The 26,301-nt window shown below is 71.5% G+C and carries 23 protein-coding genes; 9 read left to right on the top strand and 14 right to left on the bottom strand.

Annotated features, from left to right (window positions below; all coding sequences use genetic code 11):
• The first annotated feature begins 6 nt into the window (after positions 1-6).
• The 5 genes from ACK8GG_RS07380 (at position 7) to mug (ending at position 3,636) form a co-directional block, all read left to right on the top strand.
• The gene (locus ACK8GG_RS07380; protein ID WP_440352834.1) at positions 7-933 is read left to right on the top strand and encodes a TIGR04222 domain-containing membrane protein; all 927 of its coding nucleotides are present in this window, start codon (positions 7-9) and stop codon (positions 931-933) included.
• Between the two features lie 78 nt (positions 934-1,011).
• Entirely contained in the window at positions 1,012-1,833 is an 822-nt protein-coding gene (locus ACK8GG_RS07385; RefSeq protein WP_440352833.1) for an MbnB/TglH/ChrH family RiPP precursor modification enzyme, read from the top strand.
• Positions 1,830-2,273, top strand: coding sequence for an SCO6045 C-terminal-like domain-containing protein (locus ACK8GG_RS07390; RefSeq protein WP_440355905.1), 444 nt, complete (start codon positions 1,830-1,832; stop codon positions 2,271-2,273). The genes ACK8GG_RS07385 and ACK8GG_RS07390 overlap by 4 nt, the downstream gene beginning before the upstream one ends.
• Positions 2,274-2,305: 32 nt before the next feature.
• On the top strand, positions 2,306-3,067 hold the full coding sequence (locus ACK8GG_RS07395; RefSeq protein WP_440352831.1) for an SDR family oxidoreductase: 762 nt from the start codon (positions 2,306-2,308) through the stop codon (positions 3,065-3,067).
• Positions 3,067-3,636, top strand: coding sequence for a G/U mismatch-specific DNA glycosylase (gene mug / locus ACK8GG_RS07400; RefSeq protein ID WP_440352830.1), 570 nt, complete (start codon positions 3,067-3,069; stop codon positions 3,634-3,636). The genes ACK8GG_RS07395 and mug overlap by 1 nt, the downstream gene beginning before the upstream one ends.
• Positions 3,637-3,702: 66 nt before the next feature.
• On the opposite strand, the gene ACK8GG_RS07405 is transcribed toward mug, so the two are convergent.
• The 4 genes from ACK8GG_RS07405 to ACK8GG_RS07420 form a co-directional block, all read right to left on the bottom strand.
• Positions 3,703-5,679 (bottom strand): ABC transporter ATP-binding protein, encoded by a 1,977-nt coding sequence (locus ACK8GG_RS07405; RefSeq protein WP_440356082.1) that lies wholly within the window; start codon positions 5,677-5,679, stop codon positions 3,703-3,705.
• A gap of 111 nt (positions 5,680-5,790) precedes the next feature.
• A complete protein-coding gene (locus ACK8GG_RS07410; RefSeq protein WP_440355906.1) occupies positions 5,791-6,555 on the bottom strand; it encodes an enoyl-CoA hydratase/isomerase family protein in 765 nt (254 codons plus the stop codon).
• A gap of 46 nt (positions 6,556-6,601) precedes the next feature.
• Positions 6,602-6,829, bottom strand: a complete 228-nt coding sequence (locus tag ACK8GG_RS07415; RefSeq protein ID WP_007462679.1) for a helix-turn-helix domain-containing protein — start codon at positions 6,827-6,829, stop codon at positions 6,602-6,604.
• Positions 6,830-7,004: 175 nt separating this feature from the next.
• Positions 7,005-8,609: an ABC-F family ATP-binding cassette domain-containing protein gene (locus ACK8GG_RS07420; protein WP_440355907.1), complete on the bottom strand. Its 1,605-nt coding sequence runs from the start codon at positions 8,607-8,609 to the stop codon at positions 7,005-7,007.
• Positions 8,610-8,861: 252 nt separating this feature from the next.
• On the opposite strand from ACK8GG_RS07420, the gene ypfJ reads away from it, so the two are divergent.
• Both ypfJ and ACK8GG_RS07430 read left to right on the top strand, forming a co-directional pair.
• Positions 8,862-9,782 carry a KPN_02809 family neutral zinc metallopeptidase gene (ypfJ, locus tag ACK8GG_RS07425; protein WP_440355908.1) on the top strand — a complete coding sequence of 307 codons (921 nt, stop codon included), beginning with the start codon at positions 8,862-8,864 and terminating at the stop codon, positions 9,780-9,782.
• Between the two features lie 74 nt (positions 9,783-9,856).
• Positions 9,857-10,273, top strand: a complete 417-nt coding sequence (locus ACK8GG_RS07430) for a PPOX class F420-dependent oxidoreductase (protein ID WP_440355909.1) — start codon at positions 9,857-9,859, stop codon at positions 10,271-10,273.
• Positions 10,274-10,330: 57 nt separating this feature from the next.
• Here the strand turns inward: ACK8GG_RS07430 and ACK8GG_RS07435 are convergent, their stop codons facing one another.
• Entirely contained in the window at positions 10,331-10,984 is a 654-nt protein-coding gene (locus ACK8GG_RS07435) for an acVLRF1 family peptidyl-tRNA hydrolase (protein ID WP_440355910.1), read from the bottom strand.
• A gap of 193 nt (positions 10,985-11,177) precedes the next feature.
• Here ACK8GG_RS07435 and ACK8GG_RS07440 point away from each other — a divergent pair, with 193 nt between their 5' ends.
• Positions 11,178-14,405 (top strand): penicillin acylase family protein, encoded by a 3,228-nt coding sequence (locus ACK8GG_RS07440; RefSeq protein WP_440355911.1) that lies wholly within the window; start codon positions 11,178-11,180, stop codon positions 14,403-14,405.
• A 35-nt stretch (positions 14,406-14,440) separates the two neighbouring features.
• Here ACK8GG_RS07440 and ACK8GG_RS07445 read toward each other — a convergent pair whose 3' ends face one another.
• Positions 14,441-15,343, bottom strand: coding sequence for a LysR family transcriptional regulator (locus ACK8GG_RS07445; protein WP_440355912.1), 903 nt, complete (start codon positions 15,341-15,343; stop codon positions 14,441-14,443).
• A 154-nt stretch (positions 15,344-15,497) separates the two neighbouring features.
• Between ACK8GG_RS07445 and ACK8GG_RS07450 the strand changes: the two genes are divergently transcribed.
• Positions 15,498-16,496: a DMT family transporter gene (locus tag ACK8GG_RS07450; protein ID WP_440352823.1), complete on the top strand. Its 999-nt coding sequence runs from the start codon at positions 15,498-15,500 to the stop codon at positions 16,494-16,496.
• Here the strand turns inward: ACK8GG_RS07450 and ACK8GG_RS07455 are convergent.
• The 8 genes from ACK8GG_RS07455 to sufD form a co-directional block, all read right to left on the bottom strand.
• Complete coding sequence (locus tag ACK8GG_RS07455) at positions 16,436-17,305, bottom strand: sulfurtransferase (protein ID WP_440352822.1); 870 nt, start codon at positions 17,303-17,305, stop codon at positions 16,436-16,438. The genes ACK8GG_RS07450 and ACK8GG_RS07455 overlap by 61 nt on opposite strands.
• Positions 17,306-17,722: 417 nt before the next feature.
• The gene (locus ACK8GG_RS07460; protein WP_440355913.1) at positions 17,723-21,337 is read right to left on the bottom strand and encodes a reprolysin-like metallopeptidase; all 3,615 of its coding nucleotides are present in this window, start codon (positions 21,335-21,337) and stop codon (positions 17,723-17,725) included.
• Positions 21,338-21,897: 560 nt separating this feature from the next.
• Entirely contained in the window at positions 21,898-22,263 is a 366-nt protein-coding gene (locus tag ACK8GG_RS07465) for a metal-sulfur cluster assembly factor (RefSeq protein ID WP_440348970.1), read from the bottom strand.
• Positions 22,260-22,739 (bottom strand): Fe-S cluster assembly sulfur transfer protein SufU, encoded by a 480-nt coding sequence (gene sufU / locus ACK8GG_RS07470; protein WP_440348971.1) that lies wholly within the window; start codon positions 22,737-22,739, stop codon positions 22,260-22,262. Before sufU ends, ACK8GG_RS07465 begins: the two co-directional genes overlap by 4 nt.
• Positions 22,739-24,037: a cysteine desulfurase gene (locus ACK8GG_RS07475; RefSeq protein ID WP_440355914.1), complete on the bottom strand. Its 1,299-nt coding sequence runs from the start codon at positions 24,035-24,037 to the stop codon at positions 22,739-22,741. The genes sufU and ACK8GG_RS07475 overlap by 1 nt, the downstream gene beginning before the upstream one ends.
• 28 nt (positions 24,038-24,065) lie before the next feature.
• Positions 24,066-24,830, bottom strand: a complete 765-nt coding sequence (gene sufC, locus ACK8GG_RS07480) for a Fe-S cluster assembly ATPase SufC (RefSeq protein ID WP_440348973.1) — start codon at positions 24,828-24,830, stop codon at positions 24,066-24,068.
• Positions 24,827-25,156, bottom strand: a complete 330-nt coding sequence (locus ACK8GG_RS07485) for a non-heme iron oxygenase ferredoxin subunit (RefSeq protein ID WP_440348974.1) — start codon at positions 25,154-25,156, stop codon at positions 24,827-24,829. Before ACK8GG_RS07485 ends, sufC begins: the two co-directional genes overlap by 4 nt.
• Positions 25,156-26,298 (bottom strand): Fe-S cluster assembly protein SufD, encoded by a 1,143-nt coding sequence (gene sufD, locus ACK8GG_RS07490; RefSeq protein ID WP_440352819.1) that lies wholly within the window; start codon positions 26,296-26,298, stop codon positions 25,156-25,158. Before sufD ends, ACK8GG_RS07485 begins: the two co-directional genes overlap by 1 nt.
• Positions 26,299-26,301: the final 3 nt, after the last annotated feature.

Below are 26,301 nucleotides of genomic sequence, written 5' to 3' on the forward strand. Positions count from 1 at the left end.
GCGCCGATGGGTGTCTCGAGCGCAGCCGCAAAGATCTGGGGCATCTCCGGCCCCCACTTCCTCATCCTCTACGCGATCGCCGCAGCGGTCCTGCTCGTCGTCACGCTGCTGCACCAGCGTCTCCGATTCACCGGACCCCGTGCCCTCCGCAATCGGTACCTGCAACCCGAGATCGCGGCCTACCTCACCGGAGGCCGCGCGGCCCCGGTCCACGCCGCGCTGGCCGAGCTCTGGGTCGCCGGCGCCATAGCGGTGACCACGAGCGGACGACTCTCCGCCCAGCAACCCCAAGGCGGACGTACCGACTTGGAACGGGCGGTGCACCGGGCCGCCCGGCGCGGAATCGAGGCACGGAGGCTCGCCATCGATGACGAAGTGATCGCCTCCGTCCACCGGCTGCGGCGGCAAGCCGATTCCGCCGGTCTGGTCCTCACCGCAGGAACCCGCCGGATCGCGAAGGCGCTCCGGTTGCTGACATTCGCCCTCATCGGGATCGGGCTCGTCCGAATGATCGCCGGCATCGTCACGGACACTCCCTGGGGATTGGTCGGCGCATTCCTGGCGGTCCATGTGATCGGCGTGGTGGCCCTCCGCGGTGTCACCATCCCCCGGGTCACCCTGACAGCGAAGCAGGCCTTGCACTCGATGCGCTCGGCGTATCCGCGCAGCTACACCGATCTGCCCACCAAGCCCGGCGACGCGGCACGGGGCGTCGCCCTCTACGGACCCGTCACGCTCTGGCAACTGGACGCCGAACTCGCCGAACACGCCGGCATCCCACAACAGGAGCTGACGTACTCGAACGGCTACAGTCACGCTGGCTACACCGGCGGTTACAGCGGCGGTGGAGGTGGAGGCGGTTGCTCCGGCGGTTGCTCCGGCGGCTGCGGGGGCGGTGGCGGCTGCGGTGGTGGCGGCGGCGGTGGCAACTGAGACGGCGCCCCCGGTCCCGTTGTCGACAGGCAGGGTGTCGGCGTCCGTCCATCGACCGGGACGCGGAGGCCAGGGCAGATGACGTCTGACGGCACCGGAATCGGCATCGGCTGGCGACCGGAGATCGCAGAGATCGTCGCCGGGCTGCCCGGCCTGAGCTTCGTGGAGGTGATCGCCGAGACGCTCGAACCGGCCGGCCCGCTCCCGCCTCCACTGGCCGGCCTGCGCGCCCGCGGCATCGCCGTCGTACCGCACGGCACCCGGCTCTCACTCGGCGGCGCGGAGCCGGTCGAACCGGCCCGGGTCGCCCACCTCGCCGCGTTGGCACGGACCCTGCAGGCACCGATGGTCAGCGAACACATCGCCTTCGTCCGGGCCGGCGGCATCGAGGCGGGGCACCTGCTCCCGGTACCGCGTACCCGGGAGGCGATCGACGCCCTCGTGGCCAACATCGACCGCACCCAGGCCGAACTCTGCGTGCCGCTCGCTCTCGAACCGATCGCGGCACTCTTCGACTGGCCCGACGACGAACTCGACGAAGCCGACTTCCTCACCGAGATCCTCGACCGCAGCGGCGCATGGCTGCTGCTGGACATCGCCAACGTCTACGCCAACGCCGTCAACCGAGGCACCGATCCCGTGGCGCTGCTGGACCGGCTGCCGCTGGAACGCGTCGCGTACGTGCACGTCGCCGGCGGCCGGGAGAGCGACGGCGTCTACCACGACACCCACACCGATCCGATCGGCGAACCCGTGCTGGCGTTGCTGCGGGAACTCTGCGCCCGGCGCAGGCCGCCGGCGGTAATGCTCGAACGCGACGGGAATTATCCGCCCGCGGCACAGCTCCGCGCCGAACTCGACCGGATCGCCGCAGCGGCCGGATGCCCGGCGACGACATGAACGACCGGCTGGCCGCCCGGCAGACGGAACTCGCGGCGGCGATCGCCTGCGGCGCCGCCGTCCCGCCCGGCTTCGACCCGGTCCGGGTTGGCCTGGCCCGGCAGGCGCTGCTGCACAAACGGGCCGACCTCGCCGCCCGCTACTGGCCACTGCTCGCGACCGGGCTGGGTAGGAGGTGGCACGAGGTCTTCACCGCGTGGGCGGCGACCCGGCCGGGCAACGGACCACTGCGCGACGGCTGGGACCTGGCCCGCAGCCTGCACGCAGCAGGCGACCTGCCGGCTCTCGGCGCGCGGGAGCTCGCCGGCCGGGAGGCCGGCGCCCGGTACGACGGCCGGCGACCTCCGGTACACCGCCGGTTGCCCACAGTGCGGCGCGTCGACGGCGCGATCGCAGTCCAGGCGCGCGGGCAGATCCGCGTGACGTACCGGCGGCGCTGACCGCCCCCGGCCCGTACGGCAGGATCAACGGTATGGATCTCGGACTCGCCGATCGCGTCTACGTGCTCACCGGAGCCTCCCGCGGGCTCGGCTTCGCCACCGCGGAGCAACTGGTCGCCGACGGCGCACGGGTGGTGCTCGCCGGCCGCAACGCGGAGCGCGTCGCCGCGGCAGCGCAGCGGCTGGGCGGACCGGAGCGGGCCGTCGGCCTCGGCGCGGACCTCGCCGACGCCGACACCGCCGAGCGGCTGGTGGCCCTCGCCCGGCAGCACTACGGACGACTGGACGGCGCGCTGGTCTCGGTCGGCGGCCCACCGCCCGGCACTGCGAGCGCGACCGACGACGCGCAGTGGCGGACGTCGTTCGAGACCGTCTTCCTCGGCACGGTCCGCGCCGCACGTACCTTCGCCGCCGAGCTTGGCGCCGGCGGCTCCGTCGCCCTGGTGCTCTCCAGTTCGGTCCGCGCCCCGCTGGCCGGGCTCGGCATCTCCAACGGGCTGCGCCCCGGACTCGCCGCCGTCGCCAAGGAACTGGCCGACGAGCACGGCCCGCGGGGCGTACGGGTGCTCAGTCTGCTGCCCGGCCGGATCCTCACCGACCGCAACCGGGAGCTCTTCGCCGCCACCGGCGACCCGGGGCGGGCCCGGGCGCAGGCGGAGGCGGCGATCCCGCTGCGCCGCCTCGGTGAGCCGGCCGAGTTCGGCCGGGTCGCCGCCTTCGTCCTCTCCCCCGCGGCCGGCTACCTGACCGGCGTCGCCGTCCCGGTCGACGGCGGCGCGCTGCGCGCCTTCTGATGGCCGGCGAGCAGCCCCGCTTTCCGCGGATCAGCCGGGACGAGCTGGCCGCCGCGGCGGGGCGGACCATTCCCGACGTCATCGCGCCAGGGCTGCGGGTGCTCTTCGCCGGCATCAACCCCGGCCTCTACACCGCGGCCACCGGCTGGCACTTCGGCCGGCCGGGCAACCGCTTCTGGCCGGCGCTGCACCTCGGCGGCTTCACCGACCGGCAGCTGCACCCCAGCGAGCAGCACGACCTGCTCGACCTGGAGCTGGGCATCACCAACGTGGTGCCCCGGGCCACCGCCCGGGCCGACGAGCTCACCCCGGCCGAGCTGACCGAGGGCGCGGCGCAGTTAACGGCGAAGGCACGCCGCTACACCCCGGCCTGGGTGGCGGTGGTCGGGGTTACGGCGTACCGGATCGGGTTCGCCCGCCCGAAGGCCGGCTTCGGCGAGCAGCCGGAGTTGATCGGCGGCGCCCGGTGCTGGGTGCTGCCCAATCCGAGTGGGCTGAACGCCCACTTCACCCCGGTCACCCTGGGGGCGGCCTTCGCCGAACTGCGCCGCGCCACGGAGGCCGGCTGAGGCGTACGCCGCCCTGACCGGCGCCGCCGCCGGGGAAGGTTGCCCGCCCGCGTCGCGCCGGGCCGGTCAGCTTCCCGCCGGGGTCGCCGGCAGGACGTCGTCGGCGGCGTAGTCGCGCATCGGCACGCTGGAGATCGGCGCGGGTCCGCTCTGCTCCAGGTACGGCTGCGGTGAGCCGGCCACGGCGAACTGCGTGCGGTACAGCTCGCCGTAGAGCCCGCCGGCGGCGATGAGCTCCTCGTGCCGGCCGCGCTCGACGATCCGGCCGTCCTCCAGGACCAGGATCTGGTCGGCGTCGCGGACGGTGGAGAGCCGGTGGGCGATCACCAGGGCGGTACGCCCGGCCAGCGCCACCGCGAGCGCCCGCTGCACCTGCGCCTCGGACTCGGAGTCGAGGTGGGCCGTCGCCTCGTCGAGGATCACGATCGACGGGGCCTTGAGCAGCAGCCGGGCGATGGCGATGCGCTGCTTCTCGCCGCCGGAGAAGCGGTAACCCCGCTCCCCCACCACCGTTTCGAGCCCGTCGGGCAGGTCCCGGACCAGGTCGCCGACCTGGGCGGCGTCCAGGGCGGCCCAGATCTCGGCGTCGGTGGCGTCGGCCTTGGCGTACCGGAGGTTCTCGGCGATGGTCTCGTGGAACAGGTGCGAGTCCTGGGTGACGACGCCGATCTCGTCGCGCAGCGAACCGAAGGTGGCGTCCCGGACGTCGACGCCGCCGACGAGGACCTGCCCGGAGGTGACGTCGTAGACGCGCGAGAGCAGCATCGAGGTGGTGGACTTGCCGGCGCCGGAGGGACCGACCAGGGCCACCATCTGACCCGGTTCGACGGTGAACGAGACGCCCTTGAGTACCGGCTCGGAGACGGTGCGGTCCAGCGTCGCCACGTCCTCCAGGGAGGCCAGCGAGACCTCCGCGGGGCTCGGGTAGCGGAAGACGACGTCGCGGAACTCCACCCGGCCGTCGCCGCGCGGAATCGTCACCGCGGCGGGCTTCTCGGCGATCGCCGGCTTCAGGTCCAGCACCTCGAAGACCCGGTCGAAGGAGACCAGCGCGCTCATCACGTCCACCCGGATGTTGGACAGCGCCGTCAGCGGGCCGTAGAGGCGGGTCAGCAGCATCGCCATCGACACGACGGTGCCGACCTCCAGCGCCCCCTGGACGGCGAACCAGCCGCCCAGTCCGTAGGTGAGCGCCTGGGCCAGCGAGGCAACCAGGAGCATCGCGACGAAGAACGTGCGGGAGTACATCGCCGAGAGGATGCCGATGTCGCGTACGCGCGTGGCACGTCGCCCGAAGCGCTCGGCCTCCGCCTCCGGTTCACCGAAGAGCTTGACCAGCAGCGCGCCGGAGACGCCGAACCGCTCGGTCATGGTGGCGTTCATCTTGGCGTCGAGCTGGTACGACTCCCGGGTGATCTCGGCCAGCCGTTTGCCGACCCGGCGGGCCGGGATGATGAAGATCGGCAGCAGCACCAGCGACAGCGCGGTGATCTGCCAGGAGAGGATGAACATCGCCCCGGCGGTGAGCGTGAACTGGATGACGTTGCTGACCACACCGGAGAGGGTGGAGGTGAAGGCGCGCTGGGCGCCGAGCACGTCGTTGTTGAGGCGGCTGACCAGGGCGCCGGTCTGCGTACGGGTGAAGAACTGCAACGGCATCCGCTGGACGTGGTCGTAGACCCGGGTCCGCAGGTCGAGGATGATCCCCTCACCGATGCGCGCGGAGTACCAGCGCTGGGCCAGCGACAGCAGCGCCTCGGCGACGGCCAGGCCGGCGATGACCAGCGCGAGGCGGATCACGATCGAACCCTGCTGGTCGCCGATGGCGGTGATGACCGAGCCGGCCAGCAGCGGGGTCGCCACCCCGATCACCGCGGCGAGCACCACCGTGACCAGGAAGACGGTGATGTCACGCCGGTAGGGGCGGGCGAACTCCAGCACCCGGCGGGCGGTGCCCTGGTGCAGGGTGTGGCCGTCGACCTCGTCCTGGCTGCGCATGGAGCGGAGCATGCTCCGGCCCCCCATGCCGCCGCCGCCGGGCATTGGGTGGGACAACGGTTACCTCCGGTCCGAGCGGGTTCGCAGCCGACCTGGCAATTCTGGCCGACGCCGGTACAACGCGTACCGCGCCCCGCTTCTTCCCGGCGCCTCCCGCTAGTCCTCGATGCCGGCGATCTCCCGGAAGCGGCGCGTCTGCGCTTCCCGCTCGACGCGCTGCTGCTCGGCGTGGGTGCGTCCGGCGGCGCCGGCGAGCAGCGCCTTGATCTCGATCACCGCGGCACGGTCCGCGGCCAGCAGCGCCGAGGTGAGGTCCGCGACGGCCTCGTCGAGGTCGCCGCCTGCGACCACCACGGTGGCCAGACCGAGCCGGCGTGCCTCGGTGGCCTCGATCCGGCGGCCGGTCGCACAGATCTCCAGCGCCCGCGCGTAGCCGACCAGCTCGACCAGGCGCTTGGTGCCGGCCAGGTCGGGGACCAGGCCGAGGGTCACCTCCGCCATGGCGAAACGGGCGTCCTCGGCGAGCACCCGCAGGTCACAGGCGAGCGCGAGCTGGAAGCCGGCGCCGATGGCGTGCCCCTGCACTGCGGCGACGGAGATGATGTCCGGCCGGTGCAGCCAGGTGAACGCCTCCTGGAACTGCGCGATGCGGTCCGCGCACTCCTGCGGCGGGAGCATGGTGAGCCCGGCGAAGGAGTCCTCGCCGTCGCCGCGGACAACGCCGAGGTCGAGGCCGGCCGAGAACGACCGACCTTCCCCGCGCACCACGACCACTCGTACGTCCCCGGGCAGGTCCCGGGAGAACTCGCGCATCTGCCGCCACATGGCGGGCGTCTGCGCGTTGAGCACGTCGGGCCGGCACAACGTCACTGTCGCGACCGGCCCGTCGCATTCCAGCCGAACGCCGATTCCTGCGGTCATGGCTCCTACCGGTTCGGAACCGGGCTCGGCCCGGTCAGGTTGTTGGTCACGCCTTCTTGCGTCGTCGCGCGCCGCCACGCTGGCGGAGCTGGACGCCGGACTCGGTGAGCACCCGGTGGATGAATCCGTAGCTACGGCCGGTCGAGGCCGCCAGAGCACGGATGCTCTCCCCGGAGGTGTACCGCTTGACCAGGTCCTTGGCGAGCGTCTGCCGCTCGGCTCCGACGATCCGGCGACCCTTCTCAGTGCTGGTGGCTGTGCCAGTGGCTGCCATGCTGATTCCTCACGTCCCAGACTGTGCGGTTCGATACGGTCCCACCTATTAGACCGCCTCGAACGATCATGCGCCAGCCAACAACCATTCGCCAATCGACACGCAGAGCATTTGTCGGGTACCCGATCAGTGATCGTCCGGGTCGGGCCGACGGACTCGCGGGCGTGCCGTCGGATCAGGCGAGTTCGACCAGTTCGAGCAGATCGTCACTCCAGGCGTCCTCGTCGCCGTCGGGCAGCAGGATCGCGCGGTCCGGCTTGAGCGCCAGCACCGCGCCGGGGTCGTGGGTGACCAGGACGATCGCGCCGGGGTAGCGGGCGATGGCGTCGAGGACCTGCTCGCGGCTGACCGGGTCGAGGTTGTTGGTCGGCTCGTCGAGCAGCAGCACGTTGGCGCCGGAGCAGACCAGCGTCGAGAGCGCCAGCCGGGTCTTCTCCCCGCCGGAGAGCACCCCGGCGGGCTTGTCGACGTCGTCGCCGGAGAAGAGGAAGGCGCCAAGGATCTTGCGCAGCTCGGTGTCGGTCTGCTCGCTCGCGGCGCTGCGCATGTTCTCCAGCACGGTGCGCTCGACGTCCAGGGTCTCGTGCTCCTGGGCGTAGTAGCCCAGCCGCAGCCCGTGGCCGGCCCGCACCTCGCCGGTGTCGGGTTCGAGCAGCCCGCCGAGCATCCGCAGCAGGGTGGTCTTGCCGGCGCCGTTGAGCCCGAGGATCGCCACCCGCGAGCCGCGGTCGACCGCGACGTTCACGTCCGTGAAGATCTCCAGCGACCCGTACGACTTGCTCAGGCCGGCCGCGGTCAGCGGGGTCTTGCCGCAGGGCGCCGGGTTCGGGAAGCGGACCTTGGCCACCCGGTCGGAGCTGCGGACCTCCTCCAGGCCGGACATCAGGCGCTCGGCGCGGCGGGCCATGTTCTGCGCGGCGACGGTCTTGGTGGCCTTGGCGCGCATCTTGTCGGCCTGCGCCATCAGGGCGCCGGCCTTCTTCTCGGCGTTGGCGCGCTCCCGGCGGCGGCGGCGCTCGTCGGTCTCACGCGCCTCGAGGTACGACTTCCAGCCCAGGTTGTACTGGTCGACGACGCTGCGGGTGGCGTCGAGGAACCAGACCTTGTTGACGACGGCCTCGAGCAGGTCGCCGTCGTGGGAGATCACGATCAGCCCGCCCTTGTGGTTGGCGAGGAAGCTGCGCAGCCAGGCGATCGAGTCGGCGTCGAGGTGGTTGGTGGGCTCGTCGAGCAGCAGGATCCCGCCGCCGTTCTCGCCGGCGTCGCGGAAGAGGATCCGGGCCAGCTCCACCCGGCGGCGCTGACCACCGGAGAGGGTGCCGATGGTCTGGGCGAGCGCCCGGTCGGGCAGCCCCAGGTTGGCGCAGATGCGCGCGGCTTCGGCTTCGGCGCCGTACCCGCCGAGGGCGGCGAACTGGTCCTCGAGCGCGCCGTAGCGGCGGACCAGCTTGTCGGAGGCGTCGGTGGCGAGCTTCTCCTCGATCGCCTTCATCTCGGACATCAGCACGTCCAGCCCGCGGGCGGAGAGGACCCGGTCGCGGCCGGTGACGTCCAGATCGCCGGTACGCGGGTCCTGCGGCAGGTAGCCGATCGCGCTGCGCCGGTCGATCTGGCCCGCGTACGGCTGCCCTTCCCCGGCGAGGACCTTGAGGGTGGTGGTCTTGCCGGCGCCGTTGCGGCCGACGAGGCCGATCCGGTCGCCGGGCTGGACCCGCAGGGTGGCGTCGGACAGCAGAATCCGGGAGCCTGCGCGCAACTCCAGGCCGGTGGCGGTGATCATTTCGGCGAACTCGCTCTCGGGGGGCTCGGGAAGGGCTGATTCAGGGCACGCGAAAGCGCCGACGAGATCGGATCGGTCGTCGGCGCGGGGCGGTTCAGCCTTCGCAGCGCAGCACGGCACCGATTGTACCGGGCCGGGCTGAACGGGGCGCACGGATTACCGTTCAAGATCATCGGGTACCGCTGTGCCATCCCGGTCGCACGCCGGGAGGCCCGGCACCACGAGAGCGGATCAGGGACGGTCGAGGTCATCATGGAACTGAACAAGGGCGCACGGATCGACACCAGCCAGATCGACGACCGACGCGGCTCCGGCGGCGGAGGCGGCGGTCTCGGCATTCCGATCGGCGGCGGCGGCGGTGGTGGGCGCGGTGGGATCGTCGGCCTGCTGGTGGCCGTCGTGGTGATGCTGCTCGGCGGCGGCTTCGGCCTCAACCAGGTGCTCGGCGGCGGCTCCGAGCAGGGCGACAACACCCAGCTCGAGGAGCGCTGCGCGGCCGAGAACGCGCTCGAGCAGCTCGACTGCCGCAACACCCTCTACGTCAACTCGATCCAGGCGTACTGGCAGACGGCCCTGCCCGAGGCGTTCGGCGAGCAGTACAAGCCGACCCGGACCGTCTTCTTCGAGCAGGCCGTCAACACCGACTGCGGCCGCGCCGACTCCGGCGTCGGCCCCTTCTACTGCCCGGCCGACTCGCAGGTCTACATCGACGTCGCCTTCTACGAGGTGCTCAGCACCCAGCTCAGCGCCGAAGGCGAGTTCGCGCAGCCGTACGTGCTGGCCCACGAGTACGGCCACCACGTGCAGAACCTGCTCGGCACCAACGCCCAGGTCGCCCGCCAGCAGCAGCGCGACCCGGGCAACGCCAACGACCTTTCGGTGCGGCTGGAGCTGCAAGCCGACTGCTTCGCGGGCGCGTGGGCGCGCAACGCCACCGGCACCACCGACGACCGCGGACAGAAGATCTTCACCAGCATCACCGAGCAGGACATCGCCGAGGCGATCGACACCGCCGAGCGCATCGGCGACGACGCCATCTCCAAGCGCGCCGACCGGCCGGTCAACCCGGACGAGTTCACCCACGGCTCGTCGGCGCAGCGCCGGGACTGGTTCAACAAGGGCTACACCAGCGGCGACCCGGCCGGCTGCGACACCTTCGGCGGCGCCGTCTGATCCGGATGGCTCCCTGCTGTCCGGGCATGACGGCACTACGGTGAAAAGATCGCACCCGCCGTAAAGGAGCCGAGATGTCGAAGCCGCCGTTGCCCGAGGAAGCCGTCGCGATGCTGTGCAAGGCGAACCCCGCCGTCATCACCACCCTGCGCCCCGATGGGCAGCCGGTCTCCACCGCGACCTGGTACCTCTGGGACGACGGCCGGATCCTGGTGAACATGGACGGCGGACGCAAGCGGCTCGACTACCTGCGCGCCGATCCGCGGACCACGCTGACCGTGCTCGACGATGAGAGCTGGTACACCCACGTGAGCCTGATCGGCCGGGTGGTCGAGTTCCGCCCCGACACCGACCTGGCCGACATCGACCGCATCTCCCGGCACTACACCGGCAGGCCCTACCCGCGCCGGGACCGGGAACGGTTCAGCGCGGTGATCGAGATCGACCGCTGGCACGGCTGGGGCGCGCTCAAGGACAACGACCAGGCCTGAGGCGCCGGACCACCGGCCGGGCACTACTCGGAGGCGGTCGACCAGGGCCGCCGCCCGTCACTCCCCGGCCGGTTCGCGGACCAGGATCTGCACCGCCCGGGCGGCGGCGATCGCCTCGACCAGGACGGCGTGGCGGGGTTCGGGGACGTCGAGGAGGCGGTCGGCGCGCAGCGGCGCAAGTGGGGCCAGCCGCCGGTCGGCGAGCACCCCGTCCACCGCCCGCCGGTCGCCACCGGTGACCAGCGCGGCGAGCCGGCCGGCCTCCGGCAGCAGGATCCGTACGGCCAGTTCGGCCGCCTCCCCCAGCGCCGCCTTGGCCTGGTTGTCGCGGCGGCGGGCGAAGCGCTGCTGGGACCAGCCGCCGGCCGCGGTGCGGCCCTGCACGTAGGCGCGGTCGACCTTCGAGGCGACCAGTTCGGTGCCGTCGGCGACGCCGACGGCCACCGCGCCCTTGCGGGCCAGCAGCAACCCGATCCGGCGGGGCCGGTTCGCCTCCGCCACGAAACCGTCCACGTCACCCGTGGAGGTCGCGCCGGGCGAGGCGTGCAGTTCGGCGGCGGCGCCGTCCTCGGCGCGCAGCAGGACCCCGTACGGCTGGACAAGCTCGGTGACGGGACCATGCCGTTCGCTGAAGCCGGCGATCCAGCGGGTCAACCGCTGCGGGGCCACCGGCACCCACCGGCCGCCGCCTGCGGCGGGTCTGCTGCTCATGGCACCGACCGTACCGGCGGCACCAGCACCCGGGGTGGCCAGCCTGCCGACTGTGACGGGGACGAACCGGCCAAGGGCCGAGCCGTTAGACGCGCCATCCGCAAAGAATGTTTCATACATGCGAATTCGTCGTTAACATTCATGGGCTGAACGGTTCTCGGATACGGGTCCCACTCCTCCTGCGAGGTCCCTCATGCCCCGACGCCAGCCCCTTCCCGTCCGTCTCCCCCACCGGCTTCTCGCCGCCGCCACCGCCGTCGTCGTCACCGGCAGCCTGGCGATCGCCGTCCTGGCGGCGCCGCCCCCCGCCGCAGCCGCCTTCACCCCCACCGACTACTGCCTCGGCGAGTGCGCCGACATCCTGCCGCCGGGCCAGAACGGCAACGCCACCCTGGCCGGCATCCTGCTGCACCAGACCGTCGGCACCCTGCCGGCCCACTCCCGCGACCAGCTCGACAAGTACGCCAACCTCGTCTACGGCTACGCCGGGCTGCGCGAGGACCAGATCAGCACCTTCTTCAACGACGCATCCTTCGGAGTCCCGGCCAACCAGGTCGAACGCAGCTACTCCCCCCGCTCGGACGTCACCATCGTCCGCGACAAAGCCGCCGGCATCCCGCACGTCACCGGCACCACCCGCTCCGGCACGATGTTCGGCGCCGGGTACGCCGGCGCCGAGGACCGGCTCTTCACCATGGACCTGCTCCGGCACGTCGGGCGCGGCACCCTCACCCCCTTCGCCGGCGGCGCCCCCGGCAACCGCGCCCTGGAGCAGAGCGTCTGGCGCAACTCCCCCTACACCGAGGCCGACCTCCAGGCGCAGGTCACCGCGCTGCGGAGCAAGGGCGCGCGAGGCGAGCAGCTCTACCAGGACGTGGCGAGCTACATCGCCGGCGTCAACGCGTACATCACGAAGTGCATGGCCGACCGCAACTGCCCCGGCGAGTACGTCCTCACCGGCCACCTCGACGCCATCACCAACGCCGGCGGGCCGAAGGCCTTCACCATGACCGACCTGATCGCCGTCGCCGGCGTCGTCGGCGGCCTCTTCGGTGGCGGCGGCGGCCACGAGATGGAATCCGCGCTGGTACGCATCGCCGCCCGCGCGAAGTACGGCAACACCGAGGGCGACCGGGTCTGGACGGCGTTCCGCTCCCAGAACGACCCGGAGACCGTGCTGACCCTGCACGACGGGCAGAGCTTCCCGTACGGCTCCGGCTCCCCGGACGCGGCGAGCGTGGTGCTCCCCGACGCCGGCTCACCCATGGCGGAACCGGTGGTGACCGACCCGACCGGGTCGGCGCGCAGCAACGCCGTCACCGGCTCGTCGGAGCTGGCCGCAGCCCTGAGCGGACTCACCATCGGCTCGGCGAACCGGGGCATGTCGAACGCGGCCGTGGTCTCCGGCGCGCACACCACCAGCGGCCATCCGGTGGCGGTCTTCGGCCCGCAGACCGGCTACTTCGCCCCGCAGCTGCTGATGGTGCAGGAACTCCAGGGACCGGGAATCAGTGCCCGCGGCGCCGCCTTCGCCGGCGTCAACCTCTACGTGCTGCTCGGCCGCGGCCAGGACTACGCCTGGAGCGCCACCTCCTCCACCCACGACATCACCGACACGTACGCGGTCGCGCTCTGCACCCCCGACGGCAGCGCGCCGACCCTGGCGAGCAACCACTATCAGCACCGCGGCCAGTGCCGGCCGATGGAGGAGCTGTCGCACCGCAACTCCTGGACCCCCACCGCCGCCGACTCCACCCCGGCCGGGTCGTACAAGCTGGTGGCGCGGCGGACCGCGCTCGGGCTGGTCGCCTGGCGCGGCACGGTGAACGGCCGGCCACACGCCTTCACCCAGCTGCGCGCCACCTACCGGCACGAGGCCGACTCGGCGATCGGGTTCCAGATGTTCAACGACCCGGCCGCGATGGGCGACGCCGCCGCCTTCCGCGCCTCGGCGGCGAACGTCGGGTACGCCTTCAACTGGTTCTACGTCAACGCCGACCAGTCGGCCTTCTTCACCTCCGGGCTCAACCCGGTCCGCGCCGCCGGCTCCAACCCGAACCTGCCGATGAAGGGCGAGGCAGCATACGAGTGGCAGGGCTACGACCCGGCAACCAACACCGCGACGTACGCGCCGCTGGCGAGCCGGCCGTACTCGGTGAACCAGGACTACTACGTCTCCTGGAACAACAAGCAGGCCCGGGACTTCGGCGCCGCCGACGGCAACTACAGCTTCGGGGCGGTGCACCGCGGCGACCTGCTCGACGCGCCGATCCGGGCGGCGCTGGACTCCGGGCAGAAGTTCGACCGGGCAAGCCTGACCAGCCTGGTGCAGCGGGCGGGGCTGACCGACCTGCGCGGGATCAAGGTGCTCGACGTGCTGCTGCGGGTGGTGCAGCGCCAGGCGGTCACCGACCCGGCGCTCGCCGACGCGGTCGCCAAGCTGCGGGCCTGGCGCGCCGACGGTGCGCTGCGGGTGGAGACCACCAAGGGGAGCAAGGCGTACCGGCACGCCGAGGCGATCCGGATCTTCGACGCCTGGTGGCCGCTGCTGGTCCGCGGCCAGTTCAAGGCCGCCCTCGGCGACGGCCTCTACCAGTCCCTGGTAAACGCGCTACAGGTCAACGAGTCGCCCTCCGGGCACCAGGCCGGCGACGTCTCCACCCTGCCCGGTTCGGCCGCCACCGCCCAGACCCACAAGGGCTCCGCCTTCCAGTACGGCTGGTGGGGCTGGGTCCACAAGGACCTGCGGGCGGTGCTCGGCGAACCGGTCGCCGGCGGTCTGGGGCGCACCTACTGCGGCAACGGGTCGCCCGGCGCCTGCCGGCAGATGCTGCTGGAGACCCTCGGCGCCGCGCTCGCCCAGCCGGCCGCCACCGTCTACCCGGGTGACGGGTACTGCGCGGCCGGGGACCAGTGGTGCGCCGACGGAATCGTCCAGTCGCCGCTGGGCGGCATCACCCACCCGGTGATCGCCTGGCAGAACCGGCCGACGTACCAGCAGGTCGTCTCCTTCCCGGCCCGGCGCGGCACCGCCACGCCGAACCTGGCGGCCGGGCGGCCGGTGACCGCGACCAGCAACCAGCTGATGTACCCGGCCACCAGGGCTGTCGACGGCAACCCCGGCACCCGCTGGTCCAGCTCCTCGTCGGACAACCAGTCGCTGCGGGTCGACCTCGGCTCGGCGCAGCCGGTGGGGCGGGTGGTGCTGGACTGGGAGGCCGCGTACGGGCGGTCGTACCGGATCGAGGTCTCCGGCGACGGCAGCAGCTGGCGCACGGTCTGGTCCAGCACCGCCGGTGACGGAGGCAAGGACACCATCGCCTTCACCCCGGTCACCGCCCGCTACGTGCGGATGACCGGGCTGACCCGCGGCACGACGTACGGATTCTCGCTCTGGGAGTTCGAGATCTACGCCCGCTGAGCGCGGGCAGGCGAGGCCGGCGGCGGCTCCCGAGTTCAGTCGGCGGAGCCGGCGCCGGCCGCTACCTGGGTGCGGAGCAGTTCGACGGCACGCTGCGCGGCGGGGTGCCGCTCCGCGGCCGGCCGCACCCCGACCAGGATGCGGCGCACCGGCGCCGGCTCGACGACCGGGACGGTCACCACGCCGGCGGGCAGGACACCGACACCCAGCGCGGGGATGACGGTGACGCCCACCCCGGCGGCGACGAAGGCGATCGCGGTGGCGTACTCGGGCGCCTCGACGCGGAACTGCGGCACGAACCCCGCCTGCGCGCAGGCGTCGAGCATGACCTGGCGGCAATACCCCTCGTGCGGGTCGCTGTTCACCCAGCGTTCGGCGGCGAGGCTGCCCAGGGCCAGCGTTGCCGCGCCGGCCGCGGCGTGGCCCGCGGGCAGCACCGCCACGTACGGGTCGTCCAACAGGTGCCACAGCCGGTAACCCTCGATCGCCGGGTCGCGCGTCCCGCCCACGAGCACCTCGACGTCCGCCGTCGCGCTGCCGCCGGCACCGATGTCGTTGAGCCGCAGATCGAGGCGGAGGTCGGGGTACTCCTCGACGAGGGTGCCGACGATCGCAGGGATCCAGGCCGTACCGGCGCTGGCGAAGTATCCGATGGAGAGACTGCCGACCCGCCCGGAGCGCAGGTCCCCCACGAGAGAGTCGATGCCGCCGACCACGTCCAGCACCCGCTCGGCCTCGGCGGCCAGCGCCCGTCCCGCCGCGGTGATCGAGATGCCCCGGCCCTGGCGCTCGACCAGGCGCAGCCCCGTCTCGCGCTGCAGCGCGGTCAGCTGCTGGCTGATCGCGGAGGGGCTGTAGCCGAGAGTCGTCGCCGCGCGGTTGACGGATCCGGTGGCGGCCACCGAACGCAGGACCCGAAGGCGGTGCAGGTCGATCATGGCGACGACTATACAGTCAGGCTTAACGGTTGCGTAGAAATCATCGCTTGTCCTTACGCGCAGGGCTGCCGACGATGGACGTGTGACACTCGATTCGCTTCGCACCGCTCCTGCCGTCCCCCACCGCGCTCCCGGGACACCTCCGTCCGCACTGGTGGCCGCCGCAGTCACGGCGCTGCTCTGGGGCTCCGCGTTCGTCGTCATCCGGGCTGCCGGCACGGACCTCTCCCCCGGGCCGATGGCCCTGGCCCGGGTCGCCGTGGCCGCCCTCGTGCTCACGCCGCTCGCCCTGCGCGCGGGTGGCCTCCGACGTCTGCCCCGGCGCGTGCTGCCCCTCGTCGCCGCCTACGGCGCCATGTGGTTCGCCGCGTACAACGTGGCACTCAACGCCGCGGAGCGGAGCATCGACGCGGGGACGGCCGCAATGCTGGTCAACGCCGCGCCGGTCCTCATCGCGCTCGGCGCCGGCGCCTTTCTCAAGGAGGGATTCCCGGCCCCCGTCATCATCGGCTGCGTGGTCGCCTTCGGCGGTGTGGCGCTGATGTCCACCGGCATGGGCGCCACCGGCGGCGACGCCCGGGGCCTGACCCTGGCGCTGCTCGCGGCCGTCCTCTACGCCGTCTCCGTGCTGATCCAGAAGCTCATCCTGCGTGACGTGGACGCGCTGCGGGCAACCTGGCTCGGCTGCCTGGCCGGGACCGTCACGCTGCTGCCCTTCACTCCGGCGCTCGCCACCCAAGCCCCCTCCGCGTCCACCGCCGCCCTGCTCGGCACTGTCTACCTGGGAATCTTCCCGACCGCCATCGCCTTCACCACCTACGCCTACGCGATGCGTCACGTGCCGGCCGGCCGCCTCGGTGCCGTCGGCTATCTCGCCACCGTGGTCTCGGTGCTCATGTCCTGGGCGCTGCTGGACGAGGCGCCCACCGTTCTCACCCTCGTCGGTGGCGCGATCTGTCTGGTGGGAGTGGTAATCACCCGGCGTCGCAGCACAGCGAAAGCAGTCGAGGGCGCCGCCCCGGAAAAGGACGGCACCCTCGGCGGCGCGCAGCCCGTCGGCCGGGACCCCGCTCGGCGGGTGGGACGCGGCGCTCAGCCCACCTCGAGTGGCAGGGACGGGTCGGACGTCCACTCGCGCAGCGAGCCGTCGTAGATCGCCACGTCGGTCTCGCCGAGCAGGCGCAGCGCCAGGGCGTCACCGGTGGCGGCGATGCCGCCGCCGCAGTAGGTGACCTTGCGGCCCGGCTCGGCCTGCACCTGCGCGAAGATCTCCCGCAGCTCCGGCACCGGCCGGAAGGTGCCGTCGGCCGGGTTGAGCAGGGACGCCACGAAGACGTGCCGGCTGCCCGGGATGCGGCCGGGACGGGCATAGCTGATCGACTCGGTGGCATGGAAGTCCTGCGGCGAGAGCGAGTTGATCAGGCAGGCCCCGCTGCCCTGCTCGACGACCTGCTTGACCTCGTCGAGCTCGGCGAAGAGCTCCGGTCGGGGGGTGCCGACGAAGTCCGCGGGCGGGTAGCTCTCGTCGCCGGAGCGGGTCGGCCGTCCCTCGGCGGTCCACTTGCCGATGCCGCCGTCGAGCACCGCCACGTTGTCGAAGCCGTTGGCGAGCAGCAGCCACCAGAGCCGGGTCGCCCAGAAGACGTCGGCGGCGTACACCACGACGGCGGTCTCCGGTCCGATGCCCAGCCGGCCGGCCGCGGCGGCGAACCGCTCCGGCGAGGGTTTGGTGAACCAGCCGCCGTCGGGCTCGGAAAGCTCGTCGATGATGTCGGCGAAGGCCGCACCGGGAATGTGGGCGGCCCGGTACTCGGGGCGGCCGGAGGTCTGGGTCCACTCCTCGCCGGCCTGCGCCGGCGCGGCCAGGTGCACCGTGGCGTCGAAGATCCGCAGGGCCGGGTCGTCGAGGTGCCGGGCCAGCCAATCGGTCGCCACGAGCGGGGTGGGCAGGTCGAGCGTCACGGGCTCCTCCAGAAAGCGGTCAAAATTCCTACTTCTCTGATCGGAATTATGGACTACCCTGCACCGCTCCTACCAGCGCGGACGCCTTCCACATGGCCTGGCTCACCCTTGGCGATCTCGCTGCAACTGCGGCCACGTCGTCGGCTCCCGGGAAGGCCCTCCCGGCGAGCGGTACGGGTCGTGGACCCAGAGGAAGGTCGTGGACCCAGAGGAAGTCAGCGTCGAGGACTCGCGTACAACGCGGTTGTGGTGGCTACTACGTCGATGATGTGGCCAGCTACGCGACTCATATCCCGACCAGCGCTAAATTGCCGGCGGCAGCGCCGGGCGCCCACCGAGGATGCTCGCCACCTGCGCAGAACAGAGCGCGGGAGGGAACCGGCCCGGTCCCCTCCCGCGCTCAGGGCGCTATGACGATCAGTGCACCGTCAGGTTGCCGTTGGTCAGCTTGACCTGACCGGTCCCCTGGCCCGTCCAGTCGGATGAGAAGAGCAGCGTGCCGCCCTGCCAGAGGGTGACGCCGACGGTGTCGTTGCGGCCGGGGGCGCCCCGGTCGGTCACCGTCACGGTCAGCGTCAGGTCACGGGCCACCAGCTTGCCCCGGCTGTCGTACAGGTCAGCCCGGTAGCGCACCTCGGCGGTCTTCGCCGCCGAGCTGATTCCGAGGCCCTCGACCTTGGTCGCCTTGATCTTGTACGTGCCGCCGCCGGAGCGGAACTCGATCTCGGCCTTGCCGGAAGCCGCCTTCTTGGCCGTCGCCGGCTTGGCGTTCAGTTCCACCTCGACCTTCGAGCCGCGGTCCGCCGGGTAGGCACCCGCCGAGTCGGTGACGGTGATCCCGCCGCCGCCGGTCAGGAAGCCACCGTCGGAGGCGCCGACGGTCACCGTGGCGGTGGTGCTGCCGGTGTAGTGGCCACCGACGGTGGCGGTGACCGTGTGCCGGCCGGCCGGCAGGGTGGCCTCGCACGCCGCCGAGGCGGTCGTGGTCGCCGTGCCCAGCAGCTGCACCGGAGCGGTGCAGATGGTCGCACCACCCGCGGCGAAGGTCACCGTGGCGTCGCGGAGATCACCGGCGGTGGTGTCGCCCGGCAGCAGCGAGCTGTCCCGCAGGACGACGCGCAGCTCAGCGGCGCCGGCATCGTTGCGGCCCACGGTGCTCACCTGCGTGTCGCCGGCCCAGGTCGCCTTCGCGTCCTCGGCGGTCACCCGCACGGTGAACGTGGTACGCCCGGTCAGCTCGGTGCCGTCGGAGACGGCCACCGTCACCGGGTAGTTCCCCGGCGCCGCGGTGGTGGCGCCGGTGACCGTCCAGCTCCGGGTGCCCGGACGGGCGTCCGGAGCCGAGGTGTCGGCCGCGGTCAGCGACAGACCCGCGGGCAGGCCGGTGGCGACCGCGGTGAGGTCCGCAGCGGCGCTGTCCGCGTCCGAAGCGGTGATGGTCACCGTCGGGGCGAGGGCGTCGCTGTACTGGACGGCGACTCCGCCGGCCGGAGCGTCGGAGGAGACCTCCGGCGTGGCCTGGATGGTGAAGTCGGCGTCGTTGACGTCGAAGAAGACGTTGCCGACCGCTTCGATCTTGATCCGCGCCTTGTCGGTGGCCACGTTCGGCACCGTCACCGTCGCGCTGCCGTTGTTGGCGGTCCGCTCGGCGAGCACGTGCGGGAAGGTCTTCCCGCCGTCGGTGGAGAGGGTGATCCGCACCTGGCCGGCGTTGACCGGAGCCGCGTCGGTGCCGGCGACATCCCAGCTCACCGTCTGCGTCGAACCGCCGTCGAGGACGGTGGCCGAGTCCTGCGAGGTGACCAGGAACGGCCCGGCCTCCGGAGCGAGGACGACCGCGACGCTGGCGCTGCCGACACCACCGCCGCCGAGGCGGCTGTCGCGGGCGGTCAGCTTGAAGTTCATCGTCCGGTCGTTGTTGAAGCCCACCCAGTCAGCGGTCGGCAGGAACTCCGAGTAGCAGTCGACGAGCTCCGCCGGGACGTTCGAGGCGCTGCCGCTGGCCGGCGGGGCCGGGGCGGCGGGGCAGGCACCCGTCTTGGCGTTGGTGTTGCCCACCAGGATCTGACGCATGTCCGGGAAGACCCGGGTCGTGGAGGTGGTGACCGCGTTCTGGCCCGGCGAGTGGTACTTCAGGGCGTCCTCGGGAGACACCCACGCCGGCTCACCGAAGACCCGGAAGAGCGGTCCTTCGGTCTTGGTGTTGTTGGTAAGCGAGATGCCGGCGCGCCCGCCGCGGTCGTTCTGCTCCCAGAGGTAGGTAAGCGCGTCGCCGTCGACGTCGGTGGCGCTACCGGTGAGGGAGAACGGGGTGCGCACGGGGATGGTCACGCTTTCCGGCACGGTGACCACCGGGGCGTGATTGCTGGTCTGCGTGACGATGTGGCCGCCGTTGTCGATGTCGCCACCCTTGGCGGTCTCGCCGACGAAGCCGCTCACCCCGGAGGTGGCGGTGAGCACGATCGAGTCGACATTGGTCCTGGCGAGAGCACCGGTGAAGGTCACCTGGAAGCCGGTGTCGTTGAGCGCCCCGCTGCCACCGAAGGCGGCGACGTTGACGGTCGCGTCCGCCGGCCAGCCCGGGATCGCCTCGATGGCGGCCTTGATGCCGGCGGTCGTGTAGTTCTGCCCGCGCACGATCGGCGCGGACTCGCCGCCGGCGTAGGTCAGGGTGAAGGAGTCACCGTCGGTGTCGAAGTCGCGCAGCGACACCGTCTGCACCTCGTTGATCGCCGGCCGGGTGGCGGTCACGAAGGTGGTGATCTCGGTGAAGGTGCGGTGCGACCAGTACGGGTCGGTGTGCGGCTGCAGGTTGTCCTGCTGGCAGATACCCGCGTACGCCATGATCGACGATCCGCTGCCCGGCTCGTACGAGTTGGCCGCGCTGCGGTTGCCGCCGGAGCAGTTCCACTGGTTGCCGTTGAAGGTGTGGTTGCCGGCGAACTGGTGGCCGATCTCGTGGGCCACGTAGTCGACGGCGAAGTAGTCGCCGACCGGGTTCGGCAGGCCGGTGCAGCCACGGGCCTTGCCGTCGCCGCCGACGACACCGAGACCGGCGACACCGCCGCCGGCGAGGCCGAGACCGATGTGGCCGACGTCGTAGTTGGAGGCGCCGACGAGCTGGCCGAGGACGATCCGGTTGCGGTTGAGCAGCCCACCGGTGCAGGAGGAGATCTGCGCCTCGGTGTAGCAGGGCGCCGAGCCGCAGGGGCCGTTCGCCCCGGTCGCCAGCTCCGCGGTGTTCAGGTTCGTCTTCTCGGTGTCGTCGACGAGGATGAGCCGGATGGCGGTCTCGTCCTCGTAGATCTGGTTGACCCGGTTGATCAGCGTCACCTTCGCCGCGGTCACGTTCTCCGCGCCGAAGTAGTTCGCGTACGACGGGTCGGTGACGAAGGCGAGCCGGTAGGTGCGCAGCGTCACCAGCGGACCGGCGACGAGCTCGTCGTCGTGGGCCTCGTGGATGTCGTGTTCGAGGGCGTGGGCGGCCGTCTCGACGTCCTCGCGCTCGACGAAGTCGCCGTTGCGGTTCTCCAGGTCACTGGCGAAGTAGCTGGCGTAGACGCTCTGATCGCGCTCGTAGAACGGGTCGATGTACCACGAGCCCTCGGCGGAGCGGATCGAGGCGTGGAAGCCGAGCGGGGTGAGGTCGGCACGGATCGTCGCCGTGGGGTCGTCGAGCCCCTTGCCGGCGTAGGTGCTGATCTCCGGGTGGGCGGCGGCGAGGCCGGCCTCCATCACCGGCGACTCGAACAGCTCGAAGCGCTCGAAGCTGCCATCCGGCGCGGGCAGCGAGATCACCAGCGACTGCTGGCGGGCGAAGGTCCGCTGGCGCGCGGCGGGAGCCGGCTCCAGGGGCGCCTGCTCCAGCAGGCTCGCCAGGTCGTCACGGTCCAGCTTGTACGCCGCCAGCCGCTTCGCCGCGATCGCGGCTTCCTCGCCGGCCGGGGTCTCCGGCGCCGGCGCGCCGTCGATCTTCTGCCACGGCCCCTCGGCGGCGGGAGCCGCACTGGCCGTGGTGGCCACTGTCAGCACGGGAAGCATCGTTGCGGTCAACGCGGCGGCCAGGACTGCGACCAGTCCCCCGCGGCGCGACCCTGACCGCCCGCGTGGCGGACGGGTGAGGTTGATCCTCAATTCGTCTCCCTGTTGGTGAGGGCGAGACCGGCCGCGAGTCCCGGGTCGGCCCGGCGTACGCGGATGATCTACAGATTTGCCCAGGACCCTAGATGGACGAATGGTGGCCGGCATCATCCGGAAGGGGGAGGTGTCGCTGGCAGGTTGGCCGGAGTCGACGACTGCACACCCTCGGAGCACACATTCACGCGCTCAGTTGAGCGCTGATTCCGCAGTGGACCGGAGATCACCGCGCGCGAAGGGCCCACCGCGAACTACCCGCATGGGCTGCGGAATGCGGCCGACCAGACGAGGGCGATGTCCCAAGTACTGGTCGATCATGCGCTCGCGCCCCACCCTGTCCCACCGGCACCGGGGAGGCACCGAGGTGCTGCCGCGCCGGATCCGGGCACGCAGACGCCTCGGGCGGGACACCCGCGATGGGTGCCCCGCCCGAGAAAATTTCGGTGTCGTCCGGCTCAGACGTTGAAACCGAGGGAACGAAGCTGGTCGCGCCCCTCGTCGGTGATCTTGTCCGGGCCCCACGGCGGCAGCCAGACCCAGTTGATCCGTACGTCGTTGACCAGGCCCCCACCGGGACCGGTGGTCAGCGCCTGGCGCGTCTGGTCCTCGATGACGTCGGTCAGCGGGCAGGCCGCCGACGTGAGCGTCATGTCGAGAGTGGCGACATTCTGATCGTCGACGTGCACGCCGTAGACCAGGCCGAGGTCGACGACGTTGATGCCCAGCTCGGGGTCGACGACATCCTTCATCGCCTCCTCGATCTCGGCGACGGGGGCGCGCCCGGCCGGCGCGTCCTGGGTGGCGGTCTCTTCGGAGTTCATGCTTGTACCTCGCTACGCTCGCTCGTACCCTCTGGACCGGTGCCCACTCCGGCGCGTGCCGCGGCGTCCTTGAACGCCATCCACGGCAACAGGGCGCACTTGACCCGGGCCGGGTAACGGGCCACGCCCGCGAAGGCGACCCCGTCCCCCAACAGCTCCTCGTCCGGCTCGACCTGCCCACGGCCGGCCATCAGCTCGACGAAGGCCGCGTGCACGGCGAAGGCATCGCCGACCGTACGCCCCCGCAGCAGCTCGTGCAGCACGCTCGCCGAGGCCTGGCTGATCGAACAGCCCATCCCGTCGTACGACACGTCGCGCACGACATCGCCGTCGAGGGTCACCCGCAGGGTCACCTCGTCGCCGCAGGTCGGGTTGACGTGATGCGCCTCGGCCGCGTACGGCTCGCGCAGCCCGCGTCCCTGGGGATGCTTGTAGTGATCCAGGATGATGTCCTGGTAGAGCTGGTTCAACTCCATCAGGCGAACACCTTCCGCACCTGCTCGAGACCGCGCACCAGGGCGTCGACCTCCTCGGTGGTGTTGTAGAGGTAGAACGACGCCCGCGTGGTCGCCGGCACGCCGAAGCGCACGCAGGTCGGCCGGGCACAGTGGTGACCGACCCGCACCTGCACACCCTGGGCGTCGAGGATCTGCCCCAAGTCGTGCGGGTGGATCCCCGCCAGCGCGAAGGAAATCGTGCCGCCCCGCCCGACCGGCACGGTCGGACCGAAGATCCGCAGGCCGGGCACGGACAGGAGCGCGTCCAGGGCGTACGCGGTCAGTTCCTTCTCGTGCCAGGCGATGGCCGGCATCCCGATCGCCGAGAGGTAGTCGACCGCGGCGCCGAGCGCGACCGCCTCGGCGATCGGCGGGGTGCCCGCCTCGAAGCGGGCCGGCGGCGCCGCGAAGGTCGAGCCGCTCATCGAAACGGTCTCGATCATCGAGCCGCCACCGAAGACCGGCGGCATCGCGGCGAGCAGGTCGTACCGTCCCCAGAGGACGCCGATGCCGGTCGGGCCGCACATCTTGTGCCCGGTGAAGACGATGAAGTCGGCATCGAGGGCTACCACGTCGATCGGCATGTGCGGCACCGACTGCGAGCAGTCCAGCAGCAGCAGCGCCCCGACCTGACGCACCCGCTCGGTGATCCGGGCGGTGGCGTTGACCGTGCCGAGGATGTTCGACATGTGCACCAGCGAGACGATCTTCGTCCGCTCGTTGACCAGGTCGTCGAGGTCGGACTCGTCCAGCCGCCCGCCGTCGGTGACCTTGAACCAGCGCAGCGTAGCGCCGGTCCGCTCACAGAGCAGCTGCCACGGCACGATGTTGGAGTGGTGCTCCATCTCGGAGATCACCACCTCGTCACCGGGGCCGAGCCGCAGCCGCGGGTCACCCGTGGGCGAGGCGTTCGAGAAGGCGTACGCCACCAGGTTGATCGCCTCGGTGGAGTTCTTGGTGAAGACGATCTCGTCGGCGCTCGGCGCGTTGATGAACGCGGCGATCCTGGCCCGCGCGCCCTCGTACGCCTCGGTCGCCTCGGTGCCCAGCGTGTGCACCGAGCGCGAGACGTTCGCGTTGTGCCGGCGGTAGTGATCGTCGAGCACCTCCAGCACCTGCCGCGGCTTGTGCGAGGTGTTGGCGCTGTCGAGATAGACCATCCGGTGCCCGTTGATCTCGCGGTCCAGGATCGGGAAGTCGGCCCGCACCTTCGCCACGTCGAACCGCGGCACCCCGTCGTACTGGGGCATGCCCCGGGGAATGGCGATCGTGGTCATCTCGACAGCGTCCTCTCGTCGTACCGGCTCAGGCGCGGCCGGCGGCGATGTAGCGCTCGTAGCCCTCGGCCTCGAGCTTGTCGGCAAGCTCCGGACCGCCCTCTTCGACGATCTTGCCCGCGACGAAGACGTGCACGAAGTCCGGCTTGATGTAGCGCAGGATCCGGGTGTAGTGGGTGATCAGCAGCACGCCGGACTGGCCGGCCTCGCGGATGCGGTTGACACCCTCGCTGACCACGCGCAGCGCGTCGATGTCGAGCCCGGAGTCGGTCTCGTCGAGGATCGCCATCTTGGGCTTGAGCAGCTCCATCTGGACGATCTCGTGGCGCTTCTTCTCACCGCCGGAGAAGCCCTCGTTGACGTTGCGCTGGGCGAACGCCGGGTCCATCTGCAGCCGCTCCATCGCGCCGCGCAGCTCCGCGCCCCAGGTACGCAGCTTCGGCGCCTCGCCGTCGATGGCGGTCTTGGCGGTACGCAGGAAGTTCGCCACCGACACGCCCGGCACCTCGACCGGGTACTGCATGGCCAGGAAGAGGCCGGCCCGGGCCCGCTCGTCGACCGACATCTCCAGCACGTCGACGCCGTCGAGCGTCACCGAGCCACCGGTGATCTCGTACTTCGGGTGCCCGGCGATCGAGTAGGCCAGGGTGGACTTGCCGGAGCCGTTCGGACCCATGATCGCGTGGGTCTCCCCCGACCGCACGGTCAGGTCGACACCGTGCAGGATCGGCTTGAACTCACCCTCGGGCAGCTTTACCGACACCTGCAGGTCGCGGATCTCCAGGGTGCTCATGATGCGGTCACTCCATTACTCGGCGTCAGGCTGACGTAGATGTCGCCGTCGCGGATCTCGACGGGATAGACGGGTACGGGTTCGGTGGCGGGCGGTCCGCTCGGCTCACCGGTACGCAGATCGAACCGGGAGCCGTGCAGCCAGCACTCGAGGCTGCAGCCGGAGACCTCGCCCTCGGAGAGGGCGACCTCGGCATGCGAGCAGGCGTCGTGGGCGGCGTAGAAGTTGTCGTCCTCGCCGTGCACGAGCGCCAGCTGGACGCCGTCGACGTTGGCGCTGATCACGGTCCCCTTGGGGATGTCCTCGGCCGAGCAGATCTTGATCATCAGGCGCCCGCCTTGACCAGCCGGTCCTCGATCGCGTCGCCGAGCCGGTCGCGCAGCCCCTCGACCGGGATCTTGTTGAGCAGCTCGGCGAAGAAGCCGCGCACCACCAGGCGGCGGGCCTCCTCCGCCGGGATACCGCGCGCCATCAGGTAGAAGAGCTGCTCCTCGTCGAAGCGGCCCGTCGCGCTGGCGTGCCCGGCGCCGGCCACCTCGCCGGTCTCGATCTCCAGGTTCGGGATCGAGTCGGCGCGAGCGCCGTCGGTGAGCAGCAGGTTCCGGTTGATCTCGTACGTGTCGGTGCCGGTCGCCTCGGCCTGGATCAGCACGTCGCCCACCCAGACGGTGTGCGCCTTCTCGCCCTGCAGCGCTCCCCGGTAGCCGACGTAGCTGCGGCAGTCCGGCACGGTGTGGTCCACCATCTGCCGGTGCTCCAGGTGCTGGCCCGAGTCGGCGAAGTAGAGCCCGTAGAGCTCCGCCTCACCGCCGCGCTGGGTGTACTCGACGCTGGTGTACTGGCGGACCAGTTCACCACCGATGGTCACCTGCACGTGGTTGACCGAGGAGTTGCGCCCGAGGCGGACCTTGAGGTGCTGCGCCTGCACGGTGTCGGCGGCCCAGTCGGCCACGGTCACCAGCGAGAGCTTGCCGCCGTCGGCGACGGTGACCTCGACGTTGTCGGCCAGCGTCGCCGAACCGACCTGCTCCAGCACCAGGGTGACCTCGGCGAAGGAGCCCACCTCGATGAAGGTGTGCCCGTAGGCGACCTCGGCGGCGCCGTTGCCGACCACCCGGATGATCGCCGGCTCGGAGACCACCGCGTCCGGCGCCACCGAGACCACCAGGGCCTCCGCGGCGTTGCCGTACGCCAGCGCGCTGACCCGGTCGAAGGGGGTCAGCACGCTGCCGACGCGCGGGTCGGAGTGCGGCACCTTGGTGGCGGTCACCCCGGCCGGCAGCGCGGCGAGGTCATAGGTGACCGTCGCGGCTGCGGCGGGAGTGCCGGTCTCGAGCCCCCGCATCCGCTTGAGCGGGGTGAAACGCCACTCCTCCTCCTGCCCGGTCAGGGCCGGAAAGTCGGCGACGTCGAACGAACGGAGCGCCTGCGATTTGGTGCTGGGCGGCGCGGAAGCCTGGGTAGTCATCTC

Origin of the sequence: Melissospora conviva, assembly GCF_049523535.1 — a bacterium.
Taxonomy (GTDB): domain Bacteria; phylum Actinomycetota; class Actinomycetes; order Mycobacteriales; family Micromonosporaceae; genus Melissospora; species Melissospora conviva.

What these genes read in the sequence shown, in the direction of transcription:
- ACK8GG_RS07430 (WP_440355909.1), top strand. Translation starts at nt 9,857, where the DNA reads ATGTCGAAGCCGCCGTTGCCCGAGGAAGCCGTCGCGATGCTGTGCAAG.
- ACK8GG_RS07475 (WP_440355914.1), bottom strand. Translation starts at nt 24,037, where the DNA reads ATGACCACGATCGCCATTCCCCGGGGCATGCCCCAGTACGACGGGGTG.
- ACK8GG_RS07440 (WP_440355911.1), top strand. Translation starts at nt 11,178, where the DNA reads ATGCCCCGACGCCAGCCCCTTCCCGTCCGTCTCCCCCACCGGCTTCTC.
- ACK8GG_RS07385 (WP_440352833.1), top strand. Translation starts at nt 1,012, where the DNA reads ATGACGTCTGACGGCACCGGAATCGGCATCGGCTGGCGACCGGAGATC.
- ACK8GG_RS07395 (WP_440352831.1), top strand. Translation starts at nt 2,306, where the DNA reads ATGGATCTCGGACTCGCCGATCGCGTCTACGTGCTCACCGGAGCCTCC.
- ACK8GG_RS07380 (WP_440352834.1), top strand. Translation starts at nt 7, where the DNA reads ATGGGTGTCTCGAGCGCAGCCGCAAAGATCTGGGGCATCTCCGGCCCC.
- ACK8GG_RS07465 (WP_440348970.1), bottom strand. Translation starts at nt 22,263, where the DNA reads ATGAACTCCGAAGAGACCGCCACCCAGGACGCGCCGGCCGGGCGCGCC.
- ACK8GG_RS07485 (WP_440348974.1), bottom strand. Translation starts at nt 25,156, where the DNA reads ATGATCAAGATCTGCTCGGCCGAGGACATCCCCAAGGGGACCGTGATC.
- ACK8GG_RS07410 (WP_440355906.1), bottom strand. Translation starts at nt 6,555, where the DNA reads ATGACCGCAGGAATCGGCGTTCGGCTGGAATGCGACGGGCCGGTCGCG.
- sufD (WP_440352819.1), bottom strand. Translation starts at nt 26,298, where the DNA reads ATGACTACCCAGGCTTCCGCGCCGCCCAGCACCAAATCGCAGGCGCTC.
- ACK8GG_RS07390 (WP_440355905.1), top strand. Translation starts at nt 1,830, where the DNA reads ATGAACGACCGGCTGGCCGCCCGGCAGACGGAACTCGCGGCGGCGATC.
- ACK8GG_RS07445 (WP_440355912.1), bottom strand. Translation starts at nt 15,343, where the DNA reads ATGATCGACCTGCACCGCCTTCGGGTCCTGCGTTCGGTGGCCGCCACC.
- sufU (WP_440348971.1), bottom strand. Translation starts at nt 22,739, where the DNA reads ATGGAGTTGAACCAGCTCTACCAGGACATCATCCTGGATCACTACAAG.
- ACK8GG_RS07405 (WP_440356082.1), bottom strand. Translation starts at nt 5,679, where the DNA reads ATGCCCGGCGGCGGCGGCATGGGGGGCCGGAGCATGCTCCGCTCCATG.
- ACK8GG_RS07435 (WP_440355910.1), bottom strand. Translation starts at nt 10,984, where the DNA reads ATGAGCAGCAGACCCGCCGCAGGCGGCGGCCGGTGGGTGCCGGTGGCC.
- ACK8GG_RS07420 (WP_440355907.1), bottom strand. Translation starts at nt 8,609, where the DNA reads ATGATCACCGCCACCGGCCTGGAGTTGCGCGCAGGCTCCCGGATTCTG.
- ypfJ (WP_440355908.1), top strand. Translation starts at nt 8,862, where the DNA reads ATGGAACTGAACAAGGGCGCACGGATCGACACCAGCCAGATCGACGAC.
- mug (WP_440352830.1), top strand. Translation starts at nt 3,067, where the DNA reads ATGGCCGGCGAGCAGCCCCGCTTTCCGCGGATCAGCCGGGACGAGCTG.
- sufC (WP_440348973.1), bottom strand. Translation starts at nt 24,830, where the DNA reads ATGAGCACCCTGGAGATCCGCGACCTGCAGGTGTCGGTAAAGCTGCCC.
- ACK8GG_RS07415 (WP_007462679.1), bottom strand. Translation starts at nt 6,829, where the DNA reads ATGGCAGCCACTGGCACAGCCACCAGCACTGAGAAGGGTCGCCGGATC.